Source organism: Streptomyces sp. CB09001 (genome assembly GCF_003369795.1).
Lineage (GTDB): Bacteria > Actinomycetota > Actinomycetes > Streptomycetales > Streptomycetaceae > Streptomyces.
Window position 1 is genome coordinate 5638949 of sequence record NZ_CP026730.1, and the last position, 19759, is coordinate 5658707.

Here is a 19759-nt window from a genome sequence, read left to right on the forward strand (position 1 = left end):
ACCCCCGTGACCGACGTGACGCCCGCCCCGCTCCACGCCGAGCTGCTGAAGATCGCCCAGGAGGCCGCCCACCGCGCGGGCGAGCTGCTGCGGGACGGCCGCCCGGCCGACCTCGCGGTGGCCGCCACCAAGTCCAGCCCGATCGACGTGGTCACCGAGATGGACATCGCGGCGGAGAAGCTGATCACCGGGCTGATCGCCGACCGCCGCCCCGACGACGGTTTCCTCGGCGAGGAGGGCGCCGCCGAGGAGGGCACCAGTGGCGTCCGCTGGGTCATCGACCCGCTCGACGGCACGGTGAACTACCTCTACGGGCTGCCCACCTGGGCGGTCTCCATCGCCGCCGAGCAGGACGGCGAGCGGGTGGCCGGCGTGGTCGTGGCCCCGATGCGGGGCGAGTCCTACCACGCGGTGCTGGGCGGCGGCGCCTGGGCGACGGGTGCCTGGGAGGGTGAACGCAGGCTCGCCTGCCGGTCCGCGGCACCGCTGGACCAGGCGCTGGTCTCCACCGGCTTCAACTACGTCGCCGACGTCCGCGCGGAGCAGGCGGAGATCGCGCGGCGGCTCATTCCGCTGGTGCGGGACATCCGGCGCGGCGGCTCGGCCGCGATCGACCTGTGCGACGTGGCCGCGGGGCGCCTCGACGGCTACTACGAGCGCGGGCTGCACCCCTGGGACCTCGCGGCGGGCGACCTGATCGCCCGTGAGGCGGGCGCGGTGACCGGTGGCCGCCCCGGTGAGCGCCCCACCGGCGCCCTGACCATCGCCGCCACTCCGGCCGTCTTCGAACCGCTCCAGCGGCTCCTGACGGACTTCGGAGCGTAAGCCTCCGGCGGTCGGACGCAGGGGTGGGCGCCGGTCGCCGCGGGGAGCGCCGTCGCGCCCGCTGACGAGTCGGCCGGTGACGCCGCCGCGGGCGGGGTTCGTGCGGGTGGCCCGTCGGGCGTCACGCCGGGCGGGCGCGTCTGGACGGTGGCTGCTTCCCTGTGAGCCGGCGTCGGGTTCGGGTGGCCCGTCGGGCGTCACGCCGGGCTTGTGCGTCCGGACGGTTCCTTTGCCCGAGCGGGCCCGCGTCGGGTTCCTCGCGCGACGGGTACTCCGGCCCGCCCGCACAGCGCCGCCTCCCGGGCGAGCCGGCCGGTGACGCCCGTGCGGGGCGGCCCGGTCGGCGCCACGCCGGGCGCGTGCGTCCGGGGCCCTTGGCCGACCGATTCGGCGCCGGGTCCTGGGGGGAGTCGGTTCGGCCACGTGCGGCACGTTGGACAGTCCGACGCGAACACCCTGGCCGAGCCGCCACCCGCTGGCCCGAGCCGTATCCGGCTCCACCCGAGCCCTCGCCTGTCGCCCGGCCGAACCGGCACCGGTCTCCACGTGTGACAGGCTCGCTGACCGGCGACGTACGGCACGCGTGGCCTCTCTCGAAGACCGCTCCGCCCTGGCCCGCGGTCGGACCGCCGAGGGCACCCGCTCTGCCCGGCCCGGCCACTCTCGCTGCCCCGGCAGCCCACCCGCGCCGCGCGGCAGCTCTGCCCGAGACCGCTCCGCACGCACCGCGGCCGGCCCGTCGCCCACGGGCCGGGCCACTCACCTCGGGACGGCAACGCGCACGACGAGGCCCCGGCGCTGGATCTCGCCGGGGCCTCGTCCTCCGCGGGCCGATCAGGCGGTGGTCGCGCTGACCTCCACACCGTGCTCGGCAGCGAGACGGCGCAGATCGTCGAGCTCGCCCAGCTCCACCTCGACAAGGAACTCGTCGCCCTCGTCGCGGGCCCGGGACAGGTCGGACTCGGTCGTCTTTATGCGCTGCAGAAGTCCTGCGGTGAAAGCGTCCATGCTGCGCCCCCTCGTCCTGGGTCGTGGGTCGTTGGCACGGGGGTGTGCCGATCGGAAGGGGCGATCACGCCTCCGGTGGAGTGCCCAGCGCTGCCCTGCCGGGCGGCGACCGTGCCGGACACCCACGCCCGCTCTGCGGAAGCGGACCGCGGCGTACCGCGCGGTAACGCGGTACAGGCAGAGCGTGATCGCGGGGTGTAAAGCCGTCCTCCCCCAGCTCCTCTTCGCGGAAACCTCAACCGCGCGAGAAAATCTCGCATTCCCGCCTCCAAGGCCTTTCCGCGCTCTGCTTCGTCACCGGCCCCTCACCCGACTTACAGCCGACTTATGGCCGAAAAGGGCAGGATGGAGGCAACACACCCACCAGCCCCCTGCCCTCGTGCGTCCGAGAAGCGCTACGCGGGTGGACACAGGAAGGACAAGCGACGTGCGCGTACTCGTCGTCGAGGACGAGCAGCTGCTCGCCGATGCGGTGGCCACCGGACTGCGCCGGGAGGCCATGGCCGTCGACGTCGTGTACGACGGTGCGGCCGCCCTGGAGCGCATCGGCGTCAACGACTACGACGTGGTCGTCCTCGACCGTGACCTCCCCCTCGTGCACGGCGACGACGTCTGCCGCAAGATCGTCGAGCTGGGGATGCCCACGCGCGTGCTCATGCTCACGGCCTCCGGCGACGTCAGCGACCGGGTAGAGGGCCTGGAGATCGGCGCCGACGACTACCTGCCGAAGCCCTTCGCGTTCAGCGAGCTGATCGCCCGCGTGCGCGCCCTGGGCCGGCGGACCAGCGTGCCGCTGCCGCCCGTCCTGGAGCGGGCCGGGATCAAGCTCGACCCCAACCGCCGGGAGGTCTTCCGCGACGGCAAGGAGGTGCAGCTCGCGCCCAAGGAGTTCGCCGTCCTGGAGGTCCTCATGCGCAGCGAGGGCGCCGTGGTCTCCGCCGAGCAGCTCCTGGAGAAGGCCTGGGACGAGAACACCGACCCGTTCACCAACGTCGTGCGCGTGACCGTCATGACCCTGCGCCGCAAGCTGGGCGAGCCGCCCGTCATCGTCACCGTCCCCGGCTCCGGCTACCGGATCTGACCGGCCGTGGCGACGACACCCGCGCCCCCCGGGGCGCCCCCCAAGCCCACGTGGGACCCGCGCTCGGCCACGCCCTTGCCGTGGCTGCGCCCCACCATCCGGATAAGGCTCACGCTGCTGTACGGCGGCATGTTCCTGATCGCCGGCATCCTGCTGCTGTCGATCATCTACCTGCTCGCCGCCCAGGCGGTGCGCACCGGCAACGAACCGCTGTACAAGATCGTCGACTTCACCGACCTCAAGGTCTCCAGCAGCACCTGTCCGGTGGTCGACAACGGCGGCCTGTCGCTGTCCGACTTCAACGCGGCCATCAGCGACTGCATGGACCACCAGCGCAAGGTCGCCCTGGACAACCTGCTCAGCCGGTCCCTGCTGGCGCTGCTCGGCCTCGCCGTGATCGCCTTCGCCTTCGGATACGCCATGGCCGGACGCGTCCTGTCCCCGCTGGGCCGGATCACCCGCACCGCGCGCGCGGTGGCGGGCTCCGACCTCTCCCGGCGGATCGAGCTGGACGGCCCGGACGACGAGCTGAAGGAGCTGGCCGACACCTTCGACGACATGCTGGAGCGGCTGCAGCGGGCCTTCACCGCCCAGCAGCGATTCGTCGGCAACGCCTCCCACGAGCTGCGCACACCGCTGGCGATCAACCGCACGCTCCTGGAGGTGCACCTGTCCGACCCGGGCGCCCCGGTGGAGCTCCAGCAACTCGGCAAGACGCTGCTCGCGACCAACGAACGCAGCGAGTTGCTGGTCGAGGGCCTGCTCCTGCTGGCCCGCAGCGACAACCAGATCGTCGAGCGCAAACCGGTGGATCTCGCCGAGGTGGCCGGCCAGGCCATCGACCAGGTGCACGCCGAGGCCGGGAGCAAGGGCGTGGAGATCCGCGGCACCCGCGACGCCGCGGTGGTCCAGGGCAACGGCGTCCTGCTGGAGCGGATCGCCCTGAACCTCGTCCAGAACGCCGTGCGCTACAACGTGGCCGAACACGGCTGGATGGAGGTCACCACGGGCGTCGAGAGCGGCCAGGCGGTCCTGGTGGTCACCAACACGGGCCCCGTCGTACCGGCGTACGAGGTGGACAACCTCTTCGAGCCGTTCCGGCGGCTGCGCACCGAGCGGACGGGCAGCGACAAGGGCGTGGGCCTCGGGCTGTCCATCGCGCGGTCCGTGGCCCGGGCGCACGGCGGCCACATCTCCGCCCAGCCGCGCGAGGGCGGAGGGCTCGTGATGCGAGTGACCCTGCCCGTCTGAGATCATGGCCCCGACATCTCACCGAGACCCGAGGATGTTCGCTTTGAGCGGAATTTCCAGGCCACCGGCCTTGGAGACGCGTGTGTGATCGATCACAGCGGAGGCTTTCCCGCTCTCTACTCTCCGTGATCATGCACCCTGTCGGAAAGCCGGGAAAATCCCGGTTTTCAGGGCCCCCGATCACGGGAAGTACACGGTGAGACGCCTTTGAAGTGCGGCATTCGGACCGTGTACGGTCCCCATCGCCATCCAAGCCGATCACTCGTGAGGAGTCCGGTTGGGTGTCGATTGAGTAACAGACCTTGATGTGAGGCAAAATCTCCGCCTCAGGTCGGGCACAAGTCCGGCCTCTCACGCGTTACGTGCGCTGAAGACACCGCAGACACCCAGAGGGGGAGAGCGACCATGGCAACCGATTACGACACTCCACGCAAGACCGACGACGACGTCGACTCGGACAGCCTCGAAGAGCTGAAGGCGAGGCGGAACGACAAGTCCGCCTCGGCCGTCGACGTCGACGAGTTCGAGGCCGCGGAAGGCCTCGAGCTTCCCGGCGCCGACCTCTCGAACGAGGAACTGGCCGTCCGTGTACTGCCGAAGCAGCAGGACGAATTCACCTGCATGAGCTGCTTCCTGGTGCACCACCGCAGCCAGCTGGCCCGGGAGAAGAACGGCCAGCCGATCTGCCGCGACTGCGACTGAGGCGGGGTCGGCCGTGACCACCGGCTCGACCCCTCCCTGGAAGCGCCGTTTCTCCCGACGAGGAGCGGACCAAGGGCCGTCCGACGGTCCGTACAGCGCGCGTGACGACGAGCGGGGCCCGACCGATACGGGGAGGGCCCCGCTCGAGCCAGTGGCCGACCGGAGTGACCTCCCGGCGACCACGCCGCCTCCGGCACCCGCTGCCCGACGCCGGGCAGCGGCGTTCCGGGACAAGGCCGGACAGGGCGTCCGCAACGGCGGCGCCCGCGCCAGGGCGGCCCTGGCACACCTCGCCGACCGGATCATCGACCTGGCCCCGCGCGTGCCCGTACGGGACCTGGCGGCGCTGCGCAGGCAGTTCCCGGGCCTGGGTCCCGAGGAGATCGCCGACCGGCTCGTGGCCGGCGCGGCCAAGGGCACCGCGACCGTGGGAGCGGGCATCGGCGCGGCGGCGATGCTGCCCGTACCACCCGCGATGCCCACCGAACTGGCCGCCGAGATCACCGGCGTCGCCGCGATCGAGCTCAAGCTGATCGCCGAACTCCACGAGGTCTACGGCGTACGGCCGCCCGGCGGCCTCGCCCAGCGCAGCACCGCGTACCTGAACTCGTGGTCCGACGAACGCGGCGTCGACGTGTCCAAGCCGTCGACCCTCGGCTCGGCGATGAACAGCCACATGAAGCGCCAGCTGCGCCAGCAGATCATGAAGCGGATGGTGCGCGACCTGCCGAACCTGATGCCCTTCATGGTGGGCGCGGCCGTGGGCGCCGTCATGAACCGGCGCGACACCCGAAAGCTGGCCGCGAGAATCCGGACCGACCTGCGCAGGAACCAGGTCGCCTGGAGCGCCCTGGGCGACCTCCCGGCCCTGGAACGCCCGCAGGACGCCCTCGACATGGGCGCGATCACCAAGGGGATCGGACCCGGCCGGCCCGGCCGCGGGGAAAACTTCGGCAAAGACGACCGCTGACCCGCGGGCGGCCCTACGCGGCCGCGGCCTTCGCCGCCTCCAGCGCCTCGATCAGCCGCTCCGGCTCGCGCGTCGACAGATACAGGTACGGAGTCGGGTCCTCCGGGTCCGTGACCAGCACCCGCACGGCCCGCGGAATGTAGGAGCGCAGCAGCAGGAACGCCCGGGTGTCGGCCTTGTACGTGCGCCAGGCGCGAGCCTCCTCCGGATCGAGGATCTCCGCCTCTCCCAGCGCCGAGAGCGGCACCTTCGCCTCGCCCGCGATCAGCGAGTCGCCCACGACCCGGATGCGGACCGCGCCGTACGAACTGGCCGCCACCGCCGCCACCGCGGTGCCGCCCGCCAGGCCGCCCAGCATCGGCAGCGTGCCGAACGGCAGCAGGATCAGCGCGAACGCCAGCCCCACCAGGAAGGAGACCAGCCACCAGGAGCGGGGCGCGGTGAGGCGTTCTTCGTACGGGGCCGTGGAGAGCTGCATGAAGCAAGCTTGGCACGGTATCGGTGTTCGGCCGACGCGCGGGTAAGGTCTGCGCCTGTGAGTGGTACTTCCCCAGGTCTTCAGCCCCCCGCCGACGCCGTGAAACCCGTACGGCACCCCGACGCGCCCGCCCCCGGCGAGCTGCTCGGCGCCCACTACGGCCAGTGCTTCGGCTGCGGCGGCGACCAGCCCCACGGACTGCACCTCCAGGCGCGCGCGGGCGAAGGCGTGTCGATCACCGCCGAGTTCACCGTCCGCCCCGCCCACCAGGGCGCTCCCGGCCTGGCGCACGGCGGGGTGCTGGCCACAGCCCTGGACGAGACGCTGGGCTCGCTGAACTGGCTGCTGCGCACGATCGCGGTGACCGGACGGCTCGAGACCGACTTCCGGCGGCCGGTGCCCGTGGACACCACGCTGTACCTGGAGGCCGAGGTCACCGCGGTGGCCGGCCGGAAGATCTACTCCACCGCCACCGGCCGGATCGGCGGGCCCGACGGCCCCGTCGCCGTCCGCGCCGACGCCCTCTTCATCGAGGTCAAGGTCGAGCACTTCGTCCAGAACGGCCGCGAGGAAGAGATCCGCGCCGCCATGGACGACCCCGACCAGCTCCGCCGCGCCCGCGCCTTCGAGGTGAACCCGTGAGCCGAGCCGACCTCGAGGTGCTCATCCGCCGCGTCGACCCCGACGTACCGCTTCCGGCGTACGCGCAGCCCGGGGACGCCGGCGCCGACCTGCGCACCACCGTCGACCGCGTGCTGGCGCCCGGCGAACGCGCCGTTCTGCCCACCGGCGTGTCTGTCGCACTCCCCGAGGGGTACGCGGCCTTCGTGCACCCACGTTCCGGACTGGCCGCACGCTGCGGCGTCGCCCTGGTGAATGCCCCGGGGACGATTGATGCCGGGTACCGTGGGGAGATCAAGGTGATCGTGGTGAATCTCGACCCGCGCGAGAGCGTGCGGTTCGAGCGCTTCGACCGGATTGCCCAACTGGTCGTCCAGCAGGTCGAGAGGGTCCGCTTCCGTCAGGTCGCGGAACTTCCCGGCTCGGCGCGGGCCGAGGGGGGCTTCGGGTCCACCGGCGGCCACGCCGGGCTGGACCCTGCGAGCGGCACAAGCGGTCAGGTCGCCGAAGGCGGCCCGACGGGTGGGAATCGATACGCTTCGGTCGTATCCGACCGGGAAGGACAGTGACGTGTTCGGACGTCGCAAGAAGAACGACGCCGCCGAGGACGCGGCCGGCGAGACCGAGCAGGTCGTCGACAGCGTCGGCACCGAGGCGGACGAAGAGCGCGAACGCGTGCGGCTCGAGCCCGAGCCGCGCCCCGACGGGCCCTGGGACAGCACCGAGGTCCGCGACCCGGGCGAGGGCCGGGTCGACCTGGGCGGTCTGTTCATCCCCGGGGTCGACGGCATGGAACTGCGGGTGGAGGTCGCGGGCGACGCGATCGTCGCCGCGACCGTCGTGCTGCGCGACAGCGCCATCCAGCTCCAGGGCTTCGCAGCCCCCAAGCGCGAGGGCATCTGGGGCGAGGTGCGCGAGGAGATCGGCTCCGGCATCACCCAGCAGGGCGGCATCATCGACGAGGTCGAGGGTCCGCTGGGCTGGGAGCTGCGGGCCCAGGTCCCGGTGCAGCTGCCGGACGGCACCGGCGGCTTCCAGGTCGTGCGGTTCGTCGGCGTGGACGGGCCCCGCTGGTTCCTGCGCGGCGTGATCTCGGGCCAGGGTGCGGTGCAGCCGCAGGCCGCCGGTCTGCTGGAGCAGATCTTCCGGGACACCGTCGTGGTCCGCGGCGAGGGCCCGATGGCCCCCAGGGACCCCATCGTCCTCAAGCTGCCGAACGACGCGCAGATGGTCCCCGAGGGTGTCCAGCAGGAGGAGGGCTCCCGCTTCGCCGGCGGCATGGGCCAGCTCCAGCGCGGACCGGAGATCACCGAGGTGCGGTAGGCGAGGACCCGGTACGGCTTCCGGCCGTACGCGCGCGCCACGAGGGCCGCGTCCCCAGGAGGACGCGGCCCTTCGCGCTGCCGTCGGCAGGTCGTGCGGCCCCGATCGGGCCCCGGCCGTTGATCCGTTCCCCGCCGCCGGTGATACTGGCGCCCGGTTCACGGAGCAAGACGGGGGAGGGCACAGCATGACCCAGGTGGTCACGGAGACCATGGTGCGCGTCGAGGACGTGCGCAAGTCGTACGGCCGGGACAGCGCCGCCGTACACGCCCTGCGCGGCGTCTCCTTCGACGTGCCGCGGGGGGAGCTGGTCGCCCTCAAGGGGCGGTCGGGATCCGGGAAGACCACCCTGCTCAACATCGTGGGCGGACTCGACACCCCGGACGCCGGGCGGGTCGAGGTCGACGGCCGGAACCTCGCGGAGCTGGACGAGGACGGACTGCTCGCGCTGCGCCGGGACCGGGTCGGTTTCGTCTTCCAGTCCTTCGGGCTCATCCCGATCCTCACCGCCGCCGAGAACGTCGGCGTACCGATGCGGCTGCGCCGGGCCGCCGCGCGCGAACGCGAGGAACGCGTCGAGCTGCTGCTCTCCCTGGTCGGCCTCGCCGACCACGCCGCCCAGCGCCCCGCCGAGATGTCCGGCGGACAGCAGCAGCGGGTCGCCATCGCCCGCGCCCTCGCCAACAACCCCGCGCTGCTGATCGCCGACGAACCCACCGGCCAGCTGGACGCCGAGACCGGGCACTCCGTGATGGAGCTGCTGCGGGCCGTCGTACGCAGCGAGCAGGTCACGGCGCTGGTCGCCACGCACGACGCCACCCTGCTCGACCTCGCCGACCGGGTGCTGGAGCTGCGGGACGGGGAGATCGTCGAGGAGTGACACCGCCCGGAGAAGCCGGCCGTCAGAGTTCCGTCAAGGACGACCGGCATCCGCACCCCCGCCCCTTTTGCCGCGATTGCGGGCCGTAGGGTCGACGCTGCGCAATCAGCGGTGACCGGAAGACAATGAGGCCATGGGACGCGGCAAGCTTCGGATCTACCTCGGTGCGGCACCGGGCGTCGGCAAGACCTACGCGATGCTGTCCGAGGCGCACCGGCGCGTCGAACGGGGCACCGACTGCGTGGTGGCCTTCGTCGAGCACCACGGCAGGGCACGCACCGAGGTGATGCTGCGCGGCCTGGAACAGGTGCCGCGCCGGGAGGTCGAGTACCGGGGCGCGGCCTTCACCGAACTGGACCTGGACGCCGTACTGGCCCGCCGCCCCCGGGTGGCGCTGGTGGACGAGCTGGCCCACACCAACGTCCCCGGCGTGCGCAACGCCAAGCGCTGGCAGGACGTCGAGGAGCTCCTCGCCGCCGGCGTCGACGTCGTCTCGACCGTCAACATCCAGCACCTGGAGTCACTCGGCGACGTCGTGGAGTCCATCACCGGCGTACGGCAGCGGGAGACCGTGCCGGACGAGGTGGTGCGGCGCGCGGACCAGATCGAACTGGTCGACATGTCGCCGCAGGCGCTGCGCCGCCGCATGGCCCACGGCAACATCTACCAGCCGGACAAGGTCGACGCGGCCCTGTCCAACTACTTCCGCCCCGGCAACCTCACCGCCCTGCGCGAGCTGGCCCTGCTGTGGGTCGCGGACCGGGCCGACGAGTACCTCCAGGAGTACCGCAGCGAGCACCGGGTCTCGAAGATCTGGGGCTCGCGCGAACGCATCGTGGTCGGCCTGACCGGCGGCCCCGAGGGACGCACGCTGATACGGCGGGCCGCGCGCCTGGCCGAGAAGGGCGCCGGCGGTGAGGTGCTGGCCGTGTACATAGCCCGCAGCGACGGGCTGACCTCGGCCTCCCCGAAGGAGCTGGCGGTGCAGCGCACCCTCGTGGAGGACCTGGGCGGCACCTTCCACCACGTGCTCGGCGAGGACATACCCGCCGCCCTGCTCGACTTCGCCCGCGGCGTCAACGCCACCCAGATCGTCCTCGGCTCCTCGCGCCGCAAGACCTGGCAGTACGTCTTCGGGCCCGGCGTCGGCGCCACCGTCGCGCGTGAGTCCGGCTCCGACCTGGACGTCCACATCGTGACCCACGAGGAGGTCGCCAAGGGGCGCGGGCTGCCGGTGGCCAGGGGTGCCCGCCTCGGCCGGTCCCGGATCGCCTGGGGCTGGTTCGCGGGCCTGGGCGGGCCGGTACTGCTGACGCTGCTGCTCTCCACGGTCCACCTCGGGCTCGCCAACGACGTCCTGCTCTACCTGGCGCTGACCGTCGCGGCCGCCCTGCTCGGCGGGCTCTACCCGGCGCTCGCCTCGGCCGCGGTCGGGTCGCTGCTGCTGAACTGGTTCTTCACGCCGCCCGTCAACCGGATCACCATCGCCGACCCCAGGAACATGCTTGCGCTCGCCATATTCGTGGGCGTCGCGCTCTCCGTCGCCTCGGTCGTCGACGTCGCGGCCCGCCGCACCCACCAGGCCGCCCGGCTGCGTGCCGAGTCGGAGATCCTGTCCTTCCTCGCCGGTGACGTACTGCGCGGCGAGACCAGCCTGGAGACGCTCCTGGAGCGGGTGCGCGAGACCTTCGGCATGGAGTCGGCCGCCCTCCTGGAGCGGGAGGGCGACGTGGCGCCCTGGACCTGCGCGGGCCGCGCCGGGTCGGGACCGCCGGTCGACCGCCCGGAGGACGCGGACGTGGACATGCCCGTCGGCGACCACATGGCCCTCGCGCTGACCGGCCGCGTCCTGCCCGCCGAGGACCGCCGGGTGCTGGCCGCCTTCGCCGCCCAGGCCGCCGTCGTACTGGACCGGCGCCGACTGCGCGAGGAGGCCGACCGGGCCCGCGCGCTGGCCGAGGGCAACCGCATCCGCACCGCGCTGCTGGCCGCCGTCAGCCACGACCTGCGCACCCCGCTGGCCGGGATCAAGGCCGCGGTGACCAGCCTCAGGTCCGACGACGTGGCCTGGTCCGAGGAGGACCGGGCGGAGCTGCTCGAAGGCATCGAGGAAGGCGCAGACCGCCTCGACCACCTCGTGGGCAACCTGCTCGACATGTCCCGCCTCCAGACCGGCACCGTCACCCCGCTGATCCGCGAGATCGACGTGGACGAGGTGGCGCCGATGGCGCTGGGCGGGGTCCCGGAGGGGAGCGCGGAGCTGGACATCCCCGAGACGCTTCCCATGGTCGCCGTGGACGCCGGGCTCCTGGAGCGGGCGCTGGCCAACCTGGTGGAGAACGCCGTCAAGTACAGCCCGGACGACCGGACCGTCCTGGTCGCCGCCAGCGCCCTCGCCGACCGCGTCGAGGTGCGCGTCGTCGACCGGGGGCCGGGAGTGCCGGACGAGGCCAAGGACCGCATCTTCGAGCCCTTCCAGCGCTACGGCGACGCCCCGCGCGGGGCCGGCGTGGGACTCGGCCTGGCCGTGGCCCGCGGCTTCGCCGAGGCGATGGGCGGCACCCTGAACGCGGAGGACACCCCCGGCGGCGGCCTCACCATGGTCCTCACCCTCCGCGCGGTGGGCCGGCCGGCATCGGCACCCCGCCTCGCGACAGCAGAAAGGCAGGCCGCCCGATGACCCGGGTGCTCGTGATCGACGACGAACCGCAGATCGTGCGGGCCCTCGTGATCAACCTCAAGGCACGGCACTACGAGGTCGACGCCGCCCACGACGGCGCCACCGCGCTCCAGCTCGCCGCCGCCCGGCACCCCGACGTGGTGGTGCTGGACCTGGGCCTGCCCGACATGGACGGCGTCGAGGTGATCAGGGGGCTGCGCGGCTGGACCAGGGTGCCGATCCTGGTGCTGTCCGCCCGGCACTCCTCCGACGAGAAGGTCGAGGCCCTCGACGCGGGCGCCGACGACTACGTCACCAAGCCCTTCGGCATGGACGAGCTGCTGGCCCGGCTGCGGGCCGCCGTCCGCCGGGCCGAGCCCGTCCCCGGCGGCGAGGACGAGGTCGTCGTGGACACCCCGGAGTTCACCGTCGACCTGGCCGCGAAGAAGGTCAACCGGGGCGGCAAGGACGTACGCCTGACGCCCACCGAGTGGCATCTGCTGGAGGTGCTGGTGCGCAACACCGGGCGCCTGGTCAGCCAGAAGCAGCTGCTGCAGGAGGTGTGGGGGCCGTCGTACGGGACGGAGACGAACTACCTGCGGGTCTACATGGCCCAGCTGCGCCGCAAGCTCGAGGCGGACCCCGCACACCCGAGGCACTTCATCACCGAGCCGGGCATGGGGTACCGCTTCGAGAAGTGAGAGGGCGCGCACGGAACGTGAGGGGGAAGTGAGCCTCGCCATCCCGTCCCCGGAGGGGTGCATGGCTGTCGGCGTGCCCCGGTACGCTTCAGATATGAGTGCTGCTCCGCGTTCCGACAAGCCGGTGGGCCGGTTCCGGCGCATGTTCGACCGGCTCTCCTCGTCACAGGAGGACCTGGAGTCGGAGGAACTGCGCGAGGACGCCGACACGGCCGGCTGCACGCGTATCGGAGACTGCCGGGACCGGCAGGTCGTGTCGGTTACTGGTACCTTGCGCACGGTCACCCTGCGGCCGCGTGCGGGCGTTCCGGCCCTGGAGGCCGAGCTGTTCGACGGTTCCGCCGCCCTGGACGTGGTGTGGCTGGGCAGACGCTCCATCGTGGGCATAGAGCCGGGGCGCAAGCTCATCGCATCGGGCCGGATCTCCATGAGCCACGGCCGCCGGGTGCTCTTCAACCCGAAATACGAACTGAGACCCCTCGGACGGGAGTAGCCGGTGACGTCGCTCGACAAGCCGACCGAAGAGACGACAGAGGCCGACGACGCCCGGGCGGTGACGGAGGCCGCGCTGTTCGAGGCGTTCGGCGGCGTGCGGGGCATGATCGAGACAGTGCTGCCGGGCCTGCTCTTCGTCACCATCTTCACCCTGAACAACGACCTGCACATGTCGGCGATCGCGGCCCTGGCCGTGTCGGTGGTGCTGGTCGTCGTCCGGCTCGTCGTGAAGGACACCGTCAAGCACGCGTTCAGCGGGGTCTTCGGGGTCGCCTTCGGCGTGGTCTTCGCGATGATGACCGACAACGCCAAGAACTTCTATCTGCCGGGCATGCTCTACACCCTGGGCCTGGCGCTGGCGTACATCGTCACCTCGCTGGCCGGCGTGCCGCTGATCGGCCTGATCCTCGGCCCGGTCTTCAAGGAGAACCTCTCCTGGCGCACCCGCAACCCGGGCCGCAAGAAGGCGTACACCAAGGCCAGCTACGCGTGGGGCCTGATCCTGCTCGGCAAGAGCGCGATCCTCTTCCCGCTGTACTGGTGGGCGGACACCGAACAGCTCGGCTGGGTCCTGGTCACCCTGAAGATCCCGCCCTTCCTGCTCGCCGTCTGGCTGACCTGGGTCTTCCTGGCCAAGGCGCCGGCCCCCATCGACGTGTTCGCGGAGATGGAGGCGGCGGAAGAAGCCGAGAAGGCGGAGAAGGCCGAGCGGGAACGGCGCGAACGGTCGCAGGAGGAGTCCGGCGGCGCCCTGCCCGTGCCGTCCGAGGCCGACGGGGAGTCCGCGGACCTGCGCGGTGGCAGACACCGCAAGGCCTGACGGGCGGGACGGGACGGTACGGCGGTGGGGCGCCCGGGAAATTCCGGGCGCCCCACCGCCGTGTACGGCTCCTCCGCGCCGGTCAGACCACGCCGTCGGGCCGCCGGCGCGCCGACAGCAGGTCCTCCAGCTGCTCCTCGCGGGCCTGCGCGGCGACGAAGAGCAGCTCGTCGCCCGCCTCCAGGGAGTCCTCCCGGGACGGCGTCAGCACCCGGGTGCCGCGGATGATCGTCACCAGCGAGGTGTCCTCGGGCCACTGGACGTCCCCGACCTGGGTACCGGCCAGGGCCGACTCCTCCGGCAGCGTCAGCTCGACCAGGTTGGCGTCGCCGTGGCTGAAGCGCAGCAGCCGGACCAGGTCGCCGACGCTCACCGCCTCCTCCACCAGGGCCGACATCAGCCGCGGGGTGGAGACGGCCACGTCCACGCCCCAGGACTCGTTGAAGAGCCACTCGTTCTTCGGGTTGTTCACCCGGGCGACGACACGCGGAACGCCGTACTCGGTCTTGGCCAGCAGGGAGACGACCAGGTTGACCTTGTCGTCGCCCGTCGCGGCGATGACGACGTTGCAGCGCTGGAGCGCCGCCTCGTCCAGGGACGTGATCTCGCACGCGTCGGCGAGCAGCCACTCCGCCATCGGGACGCGCTCGACCGAGATGGCGGTCGGCGCCTTGTCGATGAGCAGGACCTCGTGGCCGTTCTCCAGCAGCTCGCCCGCGATCGAACGGCCGACCGCGCCGGCTCCGGCAATGGCGACCCTCATCAGTGACCGTCCTCCTCTTCGGGACCCTTGGCGAACGCCGCCTCGACCTTGTGGACCTCGTCGGTGCGCATCATCACGTGCACGAGGTCACCCTCCTGAAGGACGGTCTGCGAGGACGGCAGGATCGCCTCCCCGAGCCGGGTGACGAACGCCACCCGCACGCCCGTCTCCTCCTGAAGTCGGCTGATCTTGTGGCCCACCCAGGACGAGGACGTGTGCACCTCGGCGAGCTGGACACCTCCGGTGGGGTCGCGCCACAGCGGCTCGGCGCCCGAGGGCAGCAGACGGCGCAGCATCTGGTCGGCCGTCCAGCGGACGGTGGCCACGGTGGGGATGCCCAGGCGCTGGTAGACCTCGGCGCGGCGCGGGTCGTAGATGCGGGCGGCGACGTTCTCCACGCCGAACATCTCCCGGGCCACGCGGGCGGCGATGATGTTGGAGTTGTCGCCGCTGGACACGGCGGCGAAGGCACCGGCCTCCTCGATGCCCGCCTCGCGCAGGGTGTCCTGGTCGAAGCCGATGCCGGTTACGCGGCGGCCGCCGAAGGAGGAACCGAGGCGACGGAACGAGGTGGGGTCCCGGTCGATCACGGCGACCGTGTGCCCCTGCTGCTCCAGGGTCTGGGCGAGCGCGGAGCCCACGCGCCCGCAGCCCATGATGACAATATGCATCGCCTCACACCGCGCTTCCTGCGGGCCCGCCGGCCTTGCTGAATGTCTTGCTCATGTCTCTCTTTCGGCTCGCCTGGCGACACGTCGCGGCCAGTGCGCGGGCCGCAGGGCAACATCATGCCGGTGCGCACCGACGCTGACGCCGCTAGGGGCCCGGGAAGCCGGGTTCCCCCGTCCGGAACCGACGTACCGGCGTCCGGATCCAACGTATCGGCAAGCCCCGGGGGCCCGCAGGAGCCGTCTCATCCCCCGGCCGACGACCCCCGGCGGCAGATGCTGCGGATGCTGGCGACCGTCAGGATTCCGAGGCCTACCAGCGTGGCGGCGGCGCCGATCAGCTCTGCGCTCAGGTGCATGGGACCTCCAGGGGCGGCAACGGCCGGAAAACGGGCAGTGCTTGTCGGGTAAGCAGTCATATAGACATGCGAACCCCGTCACCTGCGGAATCCGCAGCCGGAGCACTCCCCGAATTCACCCGTAGAGCAGACTGCGTACGGATCGGGGGTGGCGGTGGGGCGGCCGCCCGTTCGAACGCTTACGATCCTCTGTTGTGTCCAAACTGACCGACGTGCCCAAGCGGATCCTCATCGGGCGCGCACTGCGCAGCGACCGGCTGGGCGAAACGCTCCTGCCCAAACGCATCGCGCTTCCCGTGTTCGCGTCCGACCCGCTGTCCTCCGTGGCGTACGCGCCCGGCGAGGTGCTGCTCGTCCTGTCCATCGCGGGCGTGTCGGCGTACCACTTCAGCCCGTGGATCGCGGTCGCGGTCGTGGTCCTGATGTTCACCGTGGTCGCCTCCTACCGGCAGAACGTCCACGCCTACCCGAGCGGCGGCGGCGACTACGAGGTCGCCACCACCAACCTCGGGCCCAAGGCCGGTCTGACCGTCGCCAGCGCCCTGCTGGTCGACTACGTCCTGACCGTCGCGGTCTCCATCTCCTCCGGCATCGAGAACCTCGGCTCGGCGGTCCCCTTCGTCGTCGAGCACAAGGTCCTGTGCGCGGTCGCCGTGATCCTGCTGCTCACGCTGATGAACCTGCGCGGGGTCAGGGAGTCGGGCACCCTGTTCGCGATTCCGACGTACGTCTTCGTCGCGGGCGTCTTCATCATGATCGTGTGGGGCGCGTTCCGCGGCCTGGTCCTGGACGACACCATGCGCGCCCCGACCGCGGACTTCGAGATCAAGCCGGAAGAAGGGGGCCTGGCCGGCTTCGCCCTGATCTTCCTCCTGCTGCGCGCCTTCTCCTCCGGCTGCGCCGCTCTCACCGGCGTCGAGGCGATCTCCAACGGAGTCCCGGCCTTCCGCAAGCCCAAGTCCAAGAACGCGGGGAACACCCTCGCGATGATGGGCCTGCTCGCCGTCACCATGTTCTGCGGCATCATCGCGCTCGCCTCCGCGACCGACGTGCGCATGTCCGAGAACCCGGCCACCGACCTCTTCCACAACGGCGTCGCGGTCGGCGCGGACTACGTCCAGCACCCGGTGATCTCCCAGGTCGCCGAGGCGGTCTTCGGCGAGGGCAGCTTCCTGTTCATCGTGCTGGCCGCCGCCACCGCGCTGGTCCTCTTCCTCGCCGCCAACACCGCGTACAACGGCTTCCCGCTGCTCGGCTCGATCCTCGCCCAGGACCGCTACCTGCCGCGCCAGCTGCACACCCGCGGCGACCGCCTGGCGTTCTCCAACGGCATCGTGCTCCTCGCCGGGGCCGCGATGCTCCTGGTCGTCGTCTACGGCGCCGACTCGACCCGCCTGATCCAGCTCTACATCGTCGGCGTCTTCGTGTCCTTCACGCTCAGCCAGATCGGCATGGTCCGGCACTGGAACCGCAACCTGGCCACCGAGCGGGACCAGTCCAAGCGCCGCCACATGATGCGTTCCCGCGCGATCAACGCCTTCGGCGCCTTCTTCACCGGTCTCGTCCTGGTCGTGGTCCTGGCGACCAAGTTCACGCACGGCGCCTGGGTCGCGCTGCTCGGCATGTGCATCTTCTTCGCGACCATGACGGCGATCCGCAAGCACTACGACCGGGTCGCCGAGGAGATCGCGGCCCCGGAGGACCCCGAGGAGGCACAGAGCGACGACATGGTGCGTCCCTCCCGCGTCCACTCGGTGGTCCTGATCTCCAAGATCCACCGCCCCACGCTCCGCGCCCTGGCCTACGCCAAGCTCATGCGCTCCGACAGCCTGGAGGCGCTCAGCGTCAACGTCGACCCGGCCGAGACGAAGGCGCTGCGCGAGGAGTGGGAGCGCCGCGGCATCGCCGTACCGCTGAAGGTGCTGGACTCGCCGTACCGCGAGATCACGCGGCCGGTCATCGAGTACGTCAAGAGCCTGCGCAAGGAGTCCCCGCGCGACGCGGTCTCGGTGATCATCCCCGAGTACGTGGTCGGCCACTGGTACGAGCACCTGCTGCACAACCAGAGCGCCCTGCGCCTCAAGGGGCGCCTGCTGTTCACGCCGGGCGTCATGGTCACGTCCGTCCCCTACCAGCTGGAGTCCTCCGAGGCCGCCAGGCGCCGGGCCCGCAAGCGCCAGAACTGGAGCGCGCCCGGCGCGGTCCGGCGGGGACCGGCCCACCACCAGGACCGTACGAAGGACTCCTCCTCGTCCAAGTAGACTGGACGGCTGCTGTCCTTTGTCGTCCCTGTCGTCCCCCGTTCTCTGGAGTCACCCCGCCATGCAGGCAGAACCGAAGAAGTCGCAGGCGGAGAAGCGAGCCGTGTCCGAGGCCGTCTCGCTGGTGGGTGAGGAGTACGAGGTCGAGGTCGGCCCCGTCGCCCACGGCGGCCACTGCATCGCGCGCACGTCCGAGGGCCAGGTGCTCTTCGTCCGGCACACGCTGCCCGGCGAGCGGGTCGTGGCCCGGGTGACGGAGGGCGAGGAGGGCGCCCGCTTCCTGCGCGCGGACGCGGTCGAGATCCTGGGCCCCTCCAAGGACCGCATCGAGGCCCCCTGCCCCTTCGCCGGCCCCGGCCGCTGCGGCGGCTGCGACTGGCAGCACGCCAAGCCGGGCGCCCAGCGCCGCCTGAAGGGCGAGGTCGTCGCCGAGCAGCTCCAGCGCCTGGCGGGCCTGACCCCCGAGGAGGCCGGCTGGGACGGCACGGTGATGCCGGCCGAGGGCGACAAGCTGCCCGCGGGCCAGGTCCCGTCGTGGCGCACGCGCGTGCAGTACGCGGTGGACGCGGAGGGCCGAGCCGGTCTGCGTCGCCACCGCTCCCACGAGATCGAGCCGATCGACCACTGCATGATCGCGGCGGAGGGCGTCAGCGAGCTGGGCATCGAGCGCCGTGACTGGCCCGGCATGGCGACGGTCGAGGCGATCGCGGCGACGGGCTCCCAGGACCGCCAGGTCATCCTGACCCCGAGGCCCGGCGCCCGCCTCCCCATCGTCGAACTGGACCGCCCGGTCTCGGTCATGCGCGTCGAGGAGAAGGACGGCGGCGTCCACCGCGTCCACGGCCGCCCCTTCGTCCGCGAGCGCGCCGACGACCGCACCTACCGCGTCGGCTCCGGCGGCTTCTGGCAGGTCCACCCGAAGGCCGCCGACACCCTGGTGACCGCGGTCATGCAGGGCCTGCTGCCCCGCAAGGGCGACATGGCCCTGGACCTCTACTGCGGCGTCGGCCTCTTCGCCGGCGCCCTGGCCGACCGCGTCGGCGACCAGGGCGCGGTCCTCGGCATCGAGTCCGGCAAGCGCGCCGTCGAGGACGCCCGCCACAACCTCGCCGCCTTCGACCGCGTCCGCATCGAGCAGGGCAAGGTCGAGTCCGTCCTGCCCCGCACCGGCATCGACGAGGTCGACCTCATCGTCCTCGACCCGCCCCGCGCGGGCGCCGGCCGCAAGACGGTCCAGCACCTCTCGACCCTGGGCGCCCGCAGGATCGCCTACGTGGCCTGCGACCCGGCCGCGCTGGCCCGGGACCTGGGGTACTTCCGGGACGGGGGGTACCGGGTGCGGATGCTTCGGGTGTTCGATCTGTTTCCGATGACCCATCATGTGGAGTGCGTCGCGATCCTCGAACCGGCCGTAAAGGGCTCCTGACCTGCGGTTTTTCGTGTGCGCGTTATGTGCGGTGTGGGCGTTACGGGCGATATCTTGACGCTGAAATGACGCTCGTGACGCTCATTTGACGCTCGTCCTGATGGGGTGTCAGGTGTGTTGCGTCGCTGGTCAGATGGCCTGATGGGGAAGCCGCGAGGCAGGGGCGCCGGGGATCTTGGTGTCAAACAGTCACGCTCGGTCGCATCAGCAGAGGGTCCAGCAGGTTCCTGGTCTACTGGTGGTACATCATGAGCAATGCCGTGACCAGCGGAAACGTATATTGGGCTCACTGTGAGCTGGATGCTGGCCCGTGTGTGGTCCGGATCTTCGTCTTGATCGATTTGGTGGGCGCAACCCGGAGATGGGTCCCCCACCCCAGGTAAGGAGAAACGAGCGAGTGCGGATCGCGGGCAAAACCAGCTCGAATAGGCTGCGTGGTGCCTCGGCGCCCAGCTGCACACGCGCACA

19 protein-coding genes are annotated in these 19759 nt (G+C 71.6%); 15 read left to right on the forward strand and 4 right to left on the reverse strand.

Translation table 11 applies throughout. From position 1 onward, the window contains the following. The first annotated feature begins 6 nt into the window (after positions 1 to 6). On the forward strand, positions 7 to 825 hold the full coding sequence (locus tag C4J65_RS26255; protein WP_115744610.1) for an inositol monophosphatase family protein: 819 nt from the start codon (positions 7 to 9) through the stop codon (positions 823 to 825). Between the two features lie 834 nt (positions 826 to 1659). Here the strand turns inward: C4J65_RS26255 and C4J65_RS36405 are convergent. Continuing rightward, a complete protein-coding gene (locus tag C4J65_RS36405; protein ID WP_205351064.1) occupies positions 1660 to 1833 on the reverse strand; it encodes a hypothetical protein in 174 nt (57 codons plus the stop codon). A gap of 427 nt (positions 1834 to 2260) precedes the next feature. On the opposite strand from C4J65_RS36405, the gene C4J65_RS26265 reads away from it, so the two are divergent. The 4 genes from C4J65_RS26265 to C4J65_RS26280 all read left to right on the forward strand — a co-directional run bounded on the left by C4J65_RS26265 (position 2261) and on the right by C4J65_RS26280 (position 5837). Further along, positions 2261 to 2914: a response regulator transcription factor gene (locus C4J65_RS26265; protein ID WP_003993508.1), complete on the forward strand. Its 654-nt coding sequence runs from the start codon at positions 2261 to 2263 to the stop codon at positions 2912 to 2914. Positions 2915 to 2920: 6 nt separating this feature from the next. Further along, positions 2921 to 4165 (forward strand): HAMP domain-containing sensor histidine kinase, encoded by a 1245-nt coding sequence (locus tag C4J65_RS26270; RefSeq protein WP_115744611.1) that lies wholly within the window; start codon positions 2921 to 2923, stop codon positions 4163 to 4165. Between the two features lie 405 nt (positions 4166 to 4570). Beyond that, on the forward strand, positions 4571 to 4867 hold the full coding sequence (locus C4J65_RS26275; protein WP_003993510.1) for a DUF4193 domain-containing protein: 297 nt from the start codon (positions 4571 to 4573) through the stop codon (positions 4865 to 4867). A gap of 13 nt (positions 4868 to 4880) precedes the next feature. Continuing rightward, entirely contained in the window at positions 4881 to 5837 is a 957-nt protein-coding gene (locus C4J65_RS26280; RefSeq protein ID WP_115744612.1) for a hypothetical protein, read from the forward strand. Between the two features lie 13 nt (positions 5838 to 5850). Here C4J65_RS26280 and C4J65_RS26285 read toward each other — a convergent pair whose 3' ends face one another. Further along, the gene (locus tag C4J65_RS26285; protein ID WP_115744613.1) at positions 5851 to 6315 is read right to left on the reverse strand and encodes a DUF3093 domain-containing protein; all 465 of its coding nucleotides are present in this window, start codon (positions 6313 to 6315) and stop codon (positions 5851 to 5853) included. A gap of 57 nt (positions 6316 to 6372) precedes the next feature. Between C4J65_RS26285 and C4J65_RS26290 the strand changes: the two genes are divergently transcribed. The 8 genes from C4J65_RS26290 to C4J65_RS26325 all read left to right on the forward strand — a co-directional run bounded on the left by C4J65_RS26290 (position 6373) and on the right by C4J65_RS26325 (position 13814). Then, a complete protein-coding gene (locus C4J65_RS26290; RefSeq protein ID WP_093457139.1) occupies positions 6373 to 6957 on the forward strand; it encodes a PaaI family thioesterase in 585 nt (194 codons plus the stop codon). Next, complete coding sequence (gene dut / locus C4J65_RS26295) at positions 6954 to 7505, forward strand: dUTP diphosphatase (protein WP_115744614.1); 552 nt, start codon at positions 6954 to 6956, stop codon at positions 7503 to 7505. Before C4J65_RS26290 ends, dut begins: the two co-directional genes overlap by 4 nt. A gap of 1 nt (position 7506) precedes the next feature. Further along, a complete protein-coding gene (locus C4J65_RS26300) occupies positions 7507 to 8259 on the forward strand; it encodes a DUF3710 domain-containing protein (RefSeq protein ID WP_115744615.1) in 753 nt (250 codons plus the stop codon). A gap of 187 nt (positions 8260 to 8446) precedes the next feature. Then, positions 8447 to 9139, forward strand: coding sequence for an ABC transporter ATP-binding protein (locus tag C4J65_RS26305; protein WP_115744616.1), 693 nt, complete (start codon positions 8447 to 8449; stop codon positions 9137 to 9139). A gap of 133 nt (positions 9140 to 9272) precedes the next feature. Continuing rightward, positions 9273 to 11819 (forward strand): sensor histidine kinase KdpD, encoded by a 2547-nt coding sequence (locus tag C4J65_RS26310; RefSeq protein ID WP_115744617.1) that lies wholly within the window; start codon positions 9273 to 9275, stop codon positions 11817 to 11819. Further along, positions 11816 to 12499, forward strand: a complete 684-nt coding sequence (locus tag C4J65_RS26315) for a response regulator (protein ID WP_115744618.1) — start codon at positions 11816 to 11818, stop codon at positions 12497 to 12499. Before C4J65_RS26310 ends, C4J65_RS26315 begins: the two co-directional genes overlap by 4 nt. A gap of 94 nt (positions 12500 to 12593) precedes the next feature. Continuing rightward, positions 12594 to 12992 (forward strand): OB-fold nucleic acid binding domain-containing protein, encoded by a 399-nt coding sequence (locus tag C4J65_RS26320; protein WP_115744619.1) that lies wholly within the window; start codon positions 12594 to 12596, stop codon positions 12990 to 12992. 3 nt (positions 12993 to 12995) lie between these two features. Beyond that, entirely contained in the window at positions 12996 to 13814 is an 819-nt protein-coding gene (locus C4J65_RS26325) for a DUF3159 domain-containing protein (RefSeq protein WP_115744620.1), read from the forward strand. An 82-nt stretch (positions 13815 to 13896) separates the two neighbouring features. Here C4J65_RS26325 and C4J65_RS26330 read toward each other — a convergent pair whose 3' ends face one another. Both C4J65_RS26330 and C4J65_RS26335 read right to left on the reverse strand, forming a co-directional pair. After that, positions 13897 to 14577, reverse strand: a complete 681-nt coding sequence (locus tag C4J65_RS26330; protein WP_061442113.1) for a TrkA family potassium uptake protein — start codon at positions 14575 to 14577, stop codon at positions 13897 to 13899. Continuing rightward, positions 14577 to 15248, reverse strand: a complete 672-nt coding sequence (locus C4J65_RS26335; RefSeq protein ID WP_115744621.1) for a TrkA family potassium uptake protein — start codon at positions 15246 to 15248, stop codon at positions 14577 to 14579. Before C4J65_RS26335 ends, C4J65_RS26330 begins: the two co-directional genes overlap by 1 nt. 550 nt (positions 15249 to 15798) lie before the next feature. On the opposite strand from C4J65_RS26335, the gene C4J65_RS26340 reads away from it, so the two are divergent. Both C4J65_RS26340 and C4J65_RS26345 read left to right on the forward strand, forming a co-directional pair. Further along, complete coding sequence (locus C4J65_RS26340; protein WP_115744622.1) at positions 15799 to 17865, forward strand: APC family permease; 2067 nt, start codon at positions 15799 to 15801, stop codon at positions 17863 to 17865. A 61-nt stretch (positions 17866 to 17926) separates the two neighbouring features. Continuing rightward, a complete protein-coding gene (locus C4J65_RS26345) occupies positions 17927 to 19291 on the forward strand; it encodes a class I SAM-dependent RNA methyltransferase (protein ID WP_115744623.1) in 1365 nt (454 codons plus the stop codon). Positions 19292 to 19759: the final 468 nt, after the last annotated feature.

Excerpts from the sequence above, each read along its gene's own strand:
- C4J65_RS36405 (WP_205351064.1), bottom strand. The coding sequence starts at position 1,833 with ATGGACGCTTTCACCGCAGGACTTCTGCAGCGCATAAAGACGACCGAG.
- C4J65_RS26275 (WP_003993510.1), top strand. The coding sequence starts at position 4,571 with ATGGCAACCGATTACGACACTCCACGCAAGACCGACGACGACGTCGAC.
- C4J65_RS26285 (WP_115744613.1), bottom strand. The coding sequence starts at position 6,315 with ATGCAGCTCTCCACGGCCCCGTACGAAGAACGCCTCACCGCGCCCCGC.
- C4J65_RS26305 (WP_115744616.1), top strand. The coding sequence starts at position 8,447 with ATGACCCAGGTGGTCACGGAGACCATGGTGCGCGTCGAGGACGTGCGC.
- C4J65_RS26310 (WP_115744617.1), top strand. The coding sequence starts at position 9,273 with ATGGGACGCGGCAAGCTTCGGATCTACCTCGGTGCGGCACCGGGCGTC.
- C4J65_RS26315 (WP_115744618.1), top strand. The coding sequence starts at position 11,816 with ATGACCCGGGTGCTCGTGATCGACGACGAACCGCAGATCGTGCGGGCC.
- C4J65_RS26320 (WP_115744619.1), top strand. The coding sequence starts at position 12,594 with ATGAGTGCTGCTCCGCGTTCCGACAAGCCGGTGGGCCGGTTCCGGCGC.
- C4J65_RS26330 (WP_061442113.1), bottom strand. The coding sequence starts at position 14,577 with ATGAGGGTCGCCATTGCCGGAGCCGGCGCGGTCGGCCGTTCGATCGCG.
- C4J65_RS26335 (WP_115744621.1), bottom strand. The coding sequence starts at position 15,248 with ATGCATATTGTCATCATGGGCTGCGGGCGCGTGGGCTCCGCGCTCGCC.
- C4J65_RS26345 (WP_115744623.1), top strand. The coding sequence starts at position 17,927 with ATGCAGGCAGAACCGAAGAAGTCGCAGGCGGAGAAGCGAGCCGTGTCC.